At 66.8% G+C, this 11,354-nt stretch carries 9 protein-coding genes and 1 riboswitch; of the genes, 5 read left to right on the forward strand and 4 right to left on the reverse strand.

Features of this window, described 5'->3' with window-relative positions:
* Window position 1: 1 nt before the first annotated feature.
* The 4 genes from gcvH to EII42_RS00090 form a co-directional block, all read right to left on the reverse strand.
* On the reverse strand, window positions 2–361 hold the full coding sequence (gcvH, locus tag EII42_RS00075; RefSeq protein ID WP_125170073.1) for a glycine cleavage system protein GcvH: 360 nt from the start codon (window positions 359–361) through the stop codon (window positions 2–4).
* Window positions 362–372: 11 nt separating this feature from the next.
* Window positions 373–1,485: a glycine cleavage system aminomethyltransferase GcvT gene (gene gcvT / locus EII42_RS00080; protein WP_125170074.1), complete on the reverse strand. Its 1,113-nt coding sequence runs from the start codon at window positions 1,483–1,485 to the stop codon at window positions 373–375.
* Window positions 1,486–1,603: 118 nt separating this feature from the next.
* Window positions 1,604–1,691, reverse strand: a riboswitch (glycine riboswitch).
* Between the two features lie 49 nt (window positions 1,692–1,740).
* Window positions 1,741–3,783 carry an excinuclease ABC subunit UvrB gene (gene uvrB / locus EII42_RS00085; protein ID WP_125170075.1) on the reverse strand — a complete coding sequence of 681 codons (2,043 nt, stop codon included), beginning with the start codon at window positions 3,781–3,783 and terminating at the stop codon, window positions 1,741–1,743.
* Window positions 3,784–3,831: 48 nt separating this feature from the next.
* The gene (locus EII42_RS00090) at window positions 3,832–4,524 is read right to left on the reverse strand and encodes a maleylpyruvate isomerase family mycothiol-dependent enzyme (protein ID WP_125170076.1); all 693 of its coding nucleotides are present in this window, start codon (window positions 4,522–4,524) and stop codon (window positions 3,832–3,834) included.
* A gap of 56 nt (window positions 4,525–4,580) precedes the next feature.
* Here EII42_RS00090 and uvrA point away from each other — a divergent pair, with 56 nt between their 5' ends.
* From uvrA to EII42_RS00115, 5 genes are all read left to right on the forward strand, one after another.
* On the forward strand, window positions 4,581–7,439 hold the full coding sequence (gene uvrA / locus EII42_RS00095) for an excinuclease ABC subunit UvrA (RefSeq protein WP_233558202.1): 2,859 nt from the start codon (window positions 4,581–4,583) through the stop codon (window positions 7,437–7,439).
* 9 nt (window positions 7,440–7,448) lie between these two features.
* Window positions 7,449–9,368, forward strand: coding sequence for an excinuclease ABC subunit UvrC (gene uvrC / locus EII42_RS00100; RefSeq protein ID WP_125170077.1), 1,920 nt, complete (start codon window positions 7,449–7,451; stop codon window positions 9,366–9,368).
* A 67-nt stretch (window positions 9,369–9,435) separates the two neighbouring features.
* The gene (locus EII42_RS00105; RefSeq protein WP_125170078.1) at window positions 9,436–10,026 is read left to right on the forward strand and encodes a biotin transporter BioY; all 591 of its coding nucleotides are present in this window, start codon (window positions 9,436–9,438) and stop codon (window positions 10,024–10,026) included.
* Window positions 10,023–10,718 (forward strand): energy-coupling factor ABC transporter ATP-binding protein, encoded by a 696-nt coding sequence (locus tag EII42_RS00110; protein ID WP_125170079.1) that lies wholly within the window; start codon window positions 10,023–10,025, stop codon window positions 10,716–10,718. Before EII42_RS00105 ends, EII42_RS00110 begins: the two co-directional genes overlap by 4 nt.
* Complete coding sequence (locus tag EII42_RS00115; protein ID WP_125170080.1) at window positions 10,715–11,341, forward strand: hypothetical protein; 627 nt, start codon at window positions 10,715–10,717, stop codon at window positions 11,339–11,341. The genes EII42_RS00110 and EII42_RS00115 overlap by 4 nt, the downstream gene beginning before the upstream one ends.
* Window positions 11,342–11,354: the final 13 nt, after the last annotated feature.

Below are 11,354 nucleotides of genomic sequence, written 5' to 3' on the forward strand. Positions count from 1 at the left end.
GTCAGCCAATCAGCGCCCGGTAGGCGTCTTCGTCGAGGAGGTCATCGAAGGCGGTCACGTCGAGCAGCCGCAGGCGGAAGAACCAGTTCTTTCGAGCATCGGCGTTGACGAGCGAAGGGTCGTTGACCAGCGCCTCGTTCACCTCGACGATGGTGCCCGCCAGCGGGGCGGTGATGTCGGAAGCGGCCTTGACCGACTCGATGACCACGATCTCGTCGCCCTCCGCGACCTCGCGGTCCACCTCAGGCAACTCGATGAAGACGATGTCGCCCAACTGCTCTGCCGCATGCGCGGTGATCCCGACGGTCGCGACGTCGCCTTCGAGGTCAAGCCATTCGTGGTCTTCGGTGTACTTCACCATGGTGTGCTCCTTCAGCGCTTGTAGTTGAGGGTTACGAAGGGAATGGGTGTGACGGTCACCGGCAGGAGTTTGCCGCGGACCTGGGCGAAGATCGTGCTGCCGGGCGCGAAACCTGTGGGCAGCATGGCCATCGCAATCGGGCCGCCGATGCTCGGCCCGAAGCCGCCGGACGTCACGACGCCGATGCGCTGCGTCGCCTCCTGGTCGGCGAACAGCTCGACGCCGTCGCGCACCGGGGCGCGGCCCTCCGGCCGGAGGCCGACACGAACTTCGGGTGCGCCCGCGTCGAGTTCCTGCTCGATGGCTGAGGCGCCCGGGTAGCCGCCCGCCCGGCTGCCCCCGGGACGGCGAACCTTCGGGATCGACCAGTCGAGGGCCGCGGCCGAGGGCGAAATCTGCTCGGTCAGCTCGTGACCGTACAGGGGCATCCCCGCCTCAAGGCGCAGGGAGTCGCGGGCGCCGAGCCCTGCCGGCTGGACGACGCTGTCCGCCAGCAGCCGCTCGGCAAACTCGATCGCGCACTCGGCGGGCAGCGAGACCTCGAAGCCGTCCTCGCCCGTGTAACCGGAGCGCGAAACCCAAACCTCCTCGCCGGCCCAGTCGAGCTGTCGGGAATCCATGAACCGAAGCTCCCGGACCTCGGGGATGAGCCGGGCCAGCTGCTCCTCGGCGTCCGGCCCCTGCACGGCCAGCAGCGCGCGGCTGGTGACGTGCTCCACCTCGACGCCGGTGAGCCCGCGCAGGATGCCCAGGTCGTGGCTCGTGCGGGCGGCGTTCACCACCAGGAACAGATGCTGCTCATGGTTGGCGAACATGAAGTCGTCGAGCACGCCACCCGCGTCGTTGGTGAACAGTCCGTAGCGTTGCCGCCATGGGTGCAGACCGGCCACACTCGCCGGCGTGAGGGTCTCCAGCGCCAGGGCCGCGTCCCGCCCCGCCGAACGCAGGAGCACCTGGCCCATATGGCTGACATCGAACAGCGAAGCTGATCGGCGCGTGTGGTTGTGTTCCGCCAGCACCCCGGTGGGGTACTGGACGGGCATCTCCCAGCCAGCGAACGGCACCAGCTTGGCTCCGCGGGCGACGTGGAAATCGTGCAATGGGGTGTGCAACAGCTCGGTCATCTGATCCCTCCACCGGGTCCGGGCCTTCCGGAGCCCGACTACGTTGTCGGTGCCCCCTCTGTCCTTGGTGCCTGAGATTTACGATCCTTCGGCGGGCCGGGCGGCCTCTCTCCAGAGTGCGTGTCAAGCGGTCCGGGGGCCTGAGAGATTACCGGGGCGGTTGCTCCTTCGGCATCGCGCGCACGCGATTCTCCCGCTTGACAGTCACGACACTAGCAGGCTGAGGGCTCCGCCGGAGCCGAAGGGTGCACCCCGCTACCGGTTCGCCTCGATCATCTGCCGCAGCTCTTTCTTGAGCTCGGCGATCTCGTCACGGTGGCGCGCCGCCAACTCGAACTGCAGCTCCGCCGCGGCCTGATGCATCTGAGCGGTGAGCTCCTCAATGAGTTGTGCCAGCTCCGACTCGGCCAGCTGCTCCGGCCGCAACCCCCGTCCGCCTGCGGCCAGCAGCTCGTTGGTGTCGGCGTCCTCCCGCGCCAGCATCTCGCTGACGTCGGCGATCCGCTTGCGCAGCGGCTGCGGATCGATACCGTGTTCCAAGTTGTAGGCGATCTGGATCTCGCGACGGCGGTTGGTCTCATCGATCGCGGCCTGCATCGACGGGGTGACCGAGTCAGCGTACATATGCACCTGCCCCGCGACGTTGCGCGCAGCACGCCCGATCGTCTGGATCAATGACCGCTCGGACCGGAGGAAACCCTCCTTATCGGCGTCAAGGATGGCCACCAGGGACACCTCGGGAAGGTCGAGGCCCTCGCGTAGCAGGTTGATGCCGACCAGCACGTCGTACTCGCCCAGGCGAAGATCGCGTAACAGGTCGAGCCGCTCCAGCGTCGCCACGTCGGAGTGCAGGTAGCGCGTGCGAATCCCCGCCTCGACCAGGAAATCGCTCAGGTCTTCTGCCATCCTCTTGGTCAGCGTCGTGACGAGGACGCGCTCGTCCCGCGCGGTGCGCTGGCGAACCTCGGCGATCAGGTCGTCGACCTGTCCCTTGGTGGGCTTCAGCACGATCTCGGGGTCCACCAAGCCGGTCGGGCGAATGATCAGCTGAGCCACGCCGTCGGACCGCTCCAGTTCGTATGGGCCCGGCGTGGCCGACAGGTAGATCGTCTGACCGACGCGCTCCACGAACTCGTCGAAGCGCAGCGGACGGTTGTCTAGCGCGGTGGGCAGCCGGAAGCCGTGCTCGACCAGCGTGCGCTTGCGCGACGCGTCGCCCTCGAACATGCCGCCGATCTGCGGGATCGTCACGTGGGACTCGTCGACGACCAGCACGAAATCCTCCGGAAAATAGTCCAGCAAGCACGATGGCGGGGAACCCGGCGCACGCCCGTCGATGTGCAGCGAATAGTTCTCGATGCCCGAACACATGCCGATCTGACGCAGCATCTCCAGGTCGTAGGTGGTGCGCATGCGCAGCCGCTGGGCCTCCAACAGCTTGCCCTCACCCTCCAACTCCTGCAGGCGTTCGGCCAACTCAGCCTCGATTCCCGCAATCGCCCGTTTCATCCGTTCGTCCCCGGCCGCGTAATGCGACGCTGGAAAGACGTAGATCTCGCTGTCCTCGTGCAGCGTCGCGGCAGTCAGGGGATGGATGGTGGCGATCCGCTCGATCTCGTCGCCGAAGAACTCGACCCGCACCGCGTTCTCCTCGTACATCGGGTAGATCTCCACCGTGTCGCCTTTGACCTTGAACGTGCCCCGCCCGGCGCCGATATCGTTTCTTGCGTACTGGATATCCACCAGCCGACGCAGCAGAACGTCGCGGTCCAACTCATCTCCGACCCGCAGAGTGATGCGCTGCTCCAGGTACTCCTGCGGCGTGCCCAGACCGTAGATGGCCGAGACGGTGGCCACGACAACGACGTCGCGCCGGGTGAGCAACGAACTCGTGGCCGCGTGCCGCATGCGCTCCACCTCCTCGTTCAGGGAGGAGTCCTTCTCGATGTAGGTGTCCGACTGCGGCAGGTATGCCTCCGGCTGGTAGTAGTCGTAGTAGGAAACGAAATACTCGACCGCGTTCTCCGGGAAGAAGTCGCGTAGCTCAGCGGCGAACTGAGCGGCGAGCGTCTTGTTCGGCTGCATGATGAGCATCGGGCGCTGCAGCCGCTCAGCTAGCCAGGCGATGGTGGCGGTCTTCCCGGTCCCCGTGGCCCCCAACACCACGATGTCCTTCTCTCCCGCCCGGATCCGGCGCTCCAGCTCTGCGATGGCGGCCGGCTGGTCTCCGGAGGGGGCGAACTCTGAGTGGACCTTCAGCGGCGCAACCTGGCGCTGCAACTCCTCGATCGGGCGCATAGGTCAACTCTATGTGAGCCAGCCGACAACTTCGTCAACCGCAAAGAACTAGCCGAGCGAAGCCGGGTTGGGGATATCCAGCGCGCCACTGACATTCGGGCTGTTCACCCCGCGAGCCAGCCAAAGCAGCAGGTCGCGGGCCGGGCCGATCACCGTCGTCGGCGCGCTCCCCTCGCTACCCATCCGCTCCGAGAAGCCGTCGTCGGCCAGCAGCAGCACCCCGGGCATGCCGTACAGGGCCGGACGGGTGACTTCCAGTCCGAGGAGCGCGCGATATGCGAACTCGGGTAGATCCGCCAACTCGCCGATCAGGTCGTAGTGATGAATCGTTAGCTCCCGCAGCCGCAACGTCGCGAGCTGCGCGGGGCTCAGCAGCCAGTCGCCGAGCCTGAACGTGCGCTCGTCGGTCTCCGCAGCGGCCAGGAGCGGCTGGAGTTCGCCGGCCGTCTCGTCGAGCTGAATCTGCAGCTCCAGCTCTGGCGACAGCGCCCGCTTCTCCAGCGCTACCCGACGGTCGGCGCGGGAGCGGAAACGACCCAAACCGTCGGGTGAGCGCAGGCGGTGCTGCAGGTCGAGAGCGCCCTCCACCAGGTGGGCAGCCACATGCGATCGAGTCCAGCCGGGTAGGGGAGTGGGCTGGGCCCAGTCGTCAGCGTCGTAAGAGATCGTGGTGCCCAGCAGATGCGCGGTCTGCTCACGCACTGCATCCACGATGTCGCTGAATGATGCGGCCTCGGTCATGTGAGCCAACCTATCAAAAGGCAAGTTCCTTGGTTGCGGGCATAGGATGCTTTGTTGTGGATAGTCGGCTCGTGGTGCGCGGGGCACGCGTACACAACCTGAAAAACGTCTCCCTCGACCTGCCGCGGGAGGCCCTGATCGTATTCACGGGCCTCAGCGGGTCGGGCAAATCCTCGCTCGCCTTCGACACCATCTTCGCCGAGGGGCAACGGCGCTACGTCGAGTCGCTGTCGGCGTACGCGCGCATGTTCCTCGGCCAGATGGACAAACCCGACGTCGACTTCATCGACGGCCTGTCCCCGGCAGTATCGATCGACCAGAAGTCGACGAGCCGCAACCCGCGCTCCACCGTCGGCACCATCACCGAGGTGTACGACTACCTGCGGCTGCTGTTCGCCCGCATCGGCGTCCCACACTGCGTCGAGTGCGGTGCGCAGATTGGTCGGCAGACCCCGCAACAGATCGTTGACCGGCTCCTCGGGCTGCCGGAAGGAACCAGATTCCAGATCCTCGCCCCGCTGGTGCGTGGTCGCAAAGGCGAGTTCGCGGAGCTATTCCGCCAGCTTCTCGGTGACGGGTACTCGCGGGTGCGCATCGACGGTGAGATCCACGCCCTCACCGAGTTGCCGGAGATCGACAAGAAACGCAAGCACGACGTCGAAGCCATCGTCGACCGCGCGGTGGTTCGGGCGAGCGCCAAACAGCGCATCACCGAATCCGTCGAGACGGCGCTGCAACTCGCGGGTGGCATCGTCGCCATCGACTTCGTCGACCTGCCCGCCGACGACCCGGAGCGCGTGAAACGCTACTCGGAGCGCATGGGCTGCCCCAACGAACACGACGTGGCGATCGAGGAGCTGGAACCCAGACAGTTCTCGTTCAACGGGCCCTGGGGTGCCTGTCCGCAGTGCACCGGCCTCGGCATGGTGCTGGATCCCGACCCGGAACTCATCATCCCCGACGAAGACCTGTCGCTCGCGGAAGGTGCCATCGCGCCCTGGGCCGGCGCGCACATCCGCGGTCACTACGACCACGTCCTCGCCTCGCTCGCCGAGGAACACAGCTTCGACATGGGTACCCCGTGGCGGAAGCTCAAGCCCGCAGTCCGAAAGCTCCTGCTCGGCGGGGTCGAGGGGGCAGTCGTGGTGAAGTACCGCAACCGGTTTGGGCGCACCCGCAGCTTCTCGCAGAAGTTCGAGGGCGTGGTGCCATTCGTCAGACGACGCCATGAGGAAGCCGAATCGGACTGGTCCCGGGACAAATGGGGCCAGTACATGCGCGAGGTCGCCTGCTCCTCCTGCGGGGGCGACCGACTGAAACCATCGTCGCTGGCGGTCACGGTGCGCGACAAAAACATCGCCGACGTGGTCGCGATGTCCATCGGCGAGGCGGCGGACTTCCTGGGCGGACTCGAACTAACCCCGACGGAAGCCACCATCGCCCGGCGGGTCATCAAGGAGATCCAGGCCAGACTGCGCTTCCTGCTCGACGTCGGCCTCGACTACCTCACGCTCTCCCGCGCGGCAGGCACCCTCTCCGGCGGGGAAGCCCAACGTATCCGCCTCGCCACCCAGATCGGATCCGGGCTGGTCGGCGTTCTCTACGTGCTCGACGAACCCAGCATCGGCCTACACCAGCGCGACAACCTGCGGCTCATCCAGACTCTGGAAAGGCTGCGCGACATGGGCAACACCCTCATCGTCGTGGAACACGACGAGGACACCATCAAGGCGGCCGACTGGATCGTGGACATCGGGCCGGGGGCCGGCGAACTGGGCGGCGAGGTCGTGGTCTCCGGGCCGGTCGAGGACCTGCTGGCCAACCCCGAGTCGAAGACCGGCCGCTACCTGTCCGGGCAACTAGCCATCGAGGCACCCGCCGTGCGCCGCGTGGGCAATGGCAGTGCCATCAAGGTCCACGGGGCGAGGCACAACAACCTGCGCAACGTGGACGTCGAATTCCCCCTGGGTAAGCTGATCGCGGTCACCGGGGTTTCCGGCTCCGGGAAATCCTCCCTGGTCAACGGGATCCTGTACCCGGCCGCCGCCAAGGCCATCTACCAGGCCAAGGACGTGCCAGGAAAGCACCGCAAACTCCTCGGGCTGGAGAACATCGACAAAGTCATCCAGGTCGATCAGTCGCCCATCGGACGTACCCCGAGGTCGAACCCCGCAACCTACACCGGAGTATTCGACAAGATCCGTTCCCTCTTCGCGCAGACCCCCGAGGCCAAGGTCCGCGGCTACCAAGCGGGCAGGTTCTCCTTCAACGTCAAGGGCGGGCGGTGCGAGACCTGCCGCGGCGACGGCACGATCCGCGTGGAGATGAACTTCCTGCCCGACGTCTACGTCCCCTGCGAGGTGTGCCACGGGGCACGCTACAACCGCGAAACCTTGGAGGTGCACTACAAGGGCAAAAACATCTCCGAAGTCCTGGACATGCCCATCGCGCAGGCAGTCGACTTCTTCGGCTCGATCAGCGCCATCGCCCGACACCTGAAAACCCTCGACGAGGTTGGGCTGGGCTACGTCCGTCTCGGGCAGCCCGCCACCACGCTCTCCGGCGGCGAGGCACAGCGCGTCAAACTCGCCTCCGAGCTGCAGAAACGCTCCACCGGCCGCACCCTGTACGTGCTCGACGAGCCAACCACCGGCCTGCACTTCGAGGACATCCGACGCCTGCTGGTGGTCCTGCAGCGGCTCGTCGACCAGGGCAACACCGTGGTCGTGATCGAGCACAACCTCGACGTCATCAAGTGCGCGGACTGGCTCATCGAAATGGGCCCCGACGGCGGGTCGCGCGGCGGCGAGGTGGTGGGCGTGGGCACCCCAGAGCACATCGCCACGCTCAAGGAGTCGGCTACCGGCCACTTCCTCAGCGCCCTGCTGGGGCAAGCGCCCGATCCGGCAGGATAGGACCAACCTATGGCTGACCCCGAGTCCTACCGGCCCCGGACGTCGGACATCCCGACGGCGCCGGGTGTCTACCGGTTCTTCGACGCGTTCGGCAATGTGCTCTACGTGGGGAAGGCGCGCAACCTGCGCAACCGGGTGAGCTCCTACTTCGTCGGGTTGGATGGCAAGCATTTCCGTACCCAGACGATGGTGCGCACCGCGGCGCGCGTCGAGTGGACGGTGGTGGCCACCGAGTTGGAGGCCCTCCAACTCGAACACACCTGGATCAAGCAGTTCGATCCGCGATTCAACGTGATGTATCGCGACGACAAGTCCTACCCCTGGCTCGCTATCACCTGGGCGGAGGAATTTCCGCGGGTGTACGTCGGCCGGGGCCAGAAGCAGCGCGGCACCCGCTACTTTGGGCCCTACGGCGCAGCCTGGGCCATCCGCGACACCGTGGATCTGCTGCTGCGCGTCTTCCCCATGCGCTCTTGCGCGCGCGGGGTCTTCGACCGGGCGCGCCGCTCCGGCAGGCAGTGCCTGCTGGGCGACATCGGAAAGTGTTCCGCGCCGTGCATCGGCCGGGTCAGCGCCGCCGAGCACCGTGAGATCGCCGCCAACTTCATGGCCTTCATGGGCGGGCGCACCGGCGACGTGATCGGCCGGGTGGAACGCGAGATGTACGAAGCCTCGGCGGAACTCAACTTCGAGCGCGCCGCCACGCTGCGCGATTCGCTCGCGGCTTTGAAGAAGGTGCAGGAGAAGCAGGCGGTGGTGTTCCTGGACGGCACGTGCGCCGATGTCGTCGGGTTCGCGGAGGATCAGGCGCAGATCGCGGTGCAGGCCTTCCACGTCGTTGATGGCCGGATCCTGGGCGAGCGCGGCTGGGTGGCCGACAAGACCGATGATCGACCGCTGACGGATCTGGTGGGTGCTTTCCTGGGGCAGCTCTACGCCGCCGACGACGTGCAGGTGCCGCCTACGGTCCTGACCTCGGTGGAGGTCGAGACCGGGATCGCGGAGCTGCTCACGGCCCGCCGCGGGGCGAAGGTGGAGGTGCGGGTGCCGCTGCGCGGCGAGAAGCGCGCGCTGCTCGACACGGTGGTGCGTAACGCCCAGCTTGCGCTTGAGAAGCGCGCGCTCAAGCGTTCCACGGATCTGAGCACCCGGAATCGGGCGCTCAACGAGATAGCGGAGGCCCTCAACCTGGCCGGGCCGCCCCTGCGCATCGAGTGCTACGACATCTCGCACACGCTGGGTCAGGAGGTGGTGGGTGCGATGGCGGTCTTCGAAGACGGGCTGGCTCGCGGCTCCGAATATCGTCGCTTTCTGATCAAGGGTTTCGCGGGCTCCGACGACGTGCGCGCCATCCGCGAGGTGCTCACCCGAAGGCTGCGCCGCCTGCGCGATTCTGCGGAGGACGAGCTCATCGATGCGACGACGGGTTCCGCCAGGCGGTTCACGTACCCGCCTGCGCTCATCGTCGTCGACGGTGGCGCGCCGCAGGTGGCGGCTGCAGCCTCGGTGCTCGACGAGTTCGGGCTGGGCGGGGAGATCGCGCTCTGCGGGCTTGCGAAGCGCCTGGAAGAGGTCTGGTTGCCGGGCGAGGAATATCCGCTGATCCTGCCGCGCTCCTCAGAGGGACTGTATCTGCTGCAGCGTGCCCGGGACGAGGCACACCGGTTTGCGATCACGTTTCACCGCTCGCGCCGCGGTCGGGCGCTGATGGATTCCGTCCTCGACGGCGTTCCCGGCCTGGGCGACGTGCGCCGGAAGGCGCTGCTGAAGTATTTCGGCAGCGTGCGCAAGTTGCGCGAGGCGAGCGTCGAGGAGATCGCGCGGGTGCCTGGCTTCGGGCCAACGCTCGCGGCGTCCGTGTACGCTGCGGTGGCCGGCTCTGCTGCGGAGGCGGTGAACCTGGCGACGGGAGAGGTCACCTCGAACTGAGGCCCGGTTTGAACACCGTTCAATAGGTGGTGTTAGATGAGGTGATCTCACAGAAAAGGAGAAGACCATGACCTCCGCGCCCGCCCGTGCCCAAGTGCGCGACTTCGCGGCCTCCGATGTCGCCTACATCGCTGTTTTCGCGGCGCTGCTCGCGGCTGCCTCGGTCGCCCCCGGCATCCAGCTGCCTTTCGGCGTGCCGATCACGCTGCAGACGCTGGTGGTGTCCCTGAGCGCTCTCGTGCTGGGGCCCTGGCGGGCTGCCGGCGCCGTCGGGCTCTGGCTGCTCGTCGGTGCGCTGGGGCTGCCGGTGTTCAACCAGGGCAGGTCCGGGATCGGCGTGTTCTTCGGCCCCTCGGGCGGTTACCTCGTCTCCTTCCTCCTCGCCGTGCTGCTCAGCGGCTACCTCGCTCGGCTCGTGCTGCGCCGGGGGCTGTCCAAGCTGACACCCCTTCTGCTGCTGGTCGTGTTGCTGGCCACTCGCCTGGTGGTCATCTTCCCGCTCGGGGCGCTCGGCATGGCGCGCGTGCTGGAGAAGTCGATGTGGGAGGCGGTGCTGCTCGACTTGGCCTTCTGGCCCGGCGACCTGGTGAAGTCCATCGTCGCGGTGGCGGTCGCACTCATCATCTACGCGGCCTTCCCAAGGCTGAACCAGGCATGATCGTCCTCGACCGCGTCAGCGTCGCCATCCCCCCGTTGCGCAAGGGGGATCAGGAGAAGGTGCTCCTGCATGACATCAGTATCGAACTGCGCGAGCGGCGCATCGCGGTCGTCGGGGCCAACGGCTCCGGCAAGTCAACCCTCTTGAGACTCCTCAACGGCCTGCGCGCCCCCAGCGCGGGGAAAGTGACGGTGCAAGGCCACCACACCGTCGAGGAGAACAAGCTTGTGCGCAAGCTGGTAGGTTTCGTGTTCACTGACCCGCTCTCGCAGCTGCTGATGTCCACGCCTGTGGAGGACGTAGAACTCAGCCTGCGCGCTACGATCCGCGGCAAGGCCGAACGCCTGCGCCGCGCCCAAGAACTGCTCGCCGCCCGGGGGATCGGGGACATCGCGCACCAGTCCATCTACGATCTCTCGGGCGGCGAGCGGCAACTGGTTGCCCTGACCAGCGTGCTCGCCGTCGAACCAAAGGTATTGGTCGCCGACGAGCCGACGACGCTGCTGGACCTGCGCAACCGCAGCCAGCTGAAAAAGGTCTTCGCCGAGCTGGAGCAGCAGGTGATCTTCTCCACCCACGACCTCGACTTCGCGACACTGGCCGACCGGGTGCTGGTGGTCGAGGGCGGCCGCATCGTTGCCGACGACGAGCCCCGAGTCGCGCTCGACCACTACCGGAACCTGATGGCATGAACCCGCACGCATCGCTGTTGGGCATCTACCAGCCCCAGGACGGATGGCTCTTCCGCACCCCGGCGGGGTGGAAATACCTGATGATGTTCGGTCTGGCGCTGACGGCCATGATCTATTCGCGTTGGTGGTTGGTGCTGGGTCTGCTGGCGGTCGCTTTGGCGATCCTCGCCACGTCCGGGATCAACCCGCGGCGCGCGCTCAACATCGGGCTGGGCATGTGGATCCTGCTGGCAGTTCTGGCGGTGTTCCAGGTGGTGGGCGGCCGCTTCGACGTCGCCGTCACGTCGCCGGGAACGGTGCTGCTAGCGGTGCTGGCCTCCCGGATCCTGACCCTCACCACCAGCACCCCCGAACTGATCGATGCGCTGTCCAAGGGTTTCGCGGTCCTGCGGCTGGTAGGGATCAATCCGCGCACGGCCGCGCTGGCCGTCGCGATCATGGTGCGCTCCATTCCCTACCTGGTGGGTTCGTTCGGCACCGCTCGCGATGCGGCCCGTGCGCGGGGCCGGGACGGAAGTTTCTTCGCCCTCCTCGTACCGACGCTGGTGGCTGCGGTGGCCTACGCGGCCAACACGGGGGAGGCCCTGCACGCCCGGGCGCTGCTCGACACCGAACCGTCCTGAATCGGTGTGAGGC

Origin of the sequence: Tessaracoccus sp. OH4464_COT-324 (assembly GCF_003932855.1) — a bacterium.
Lineage (GTDB): Bacteria > Actinomycetota > Actinomycetes > Propionibacteriales > Propionibacteriaceae > Arachnia.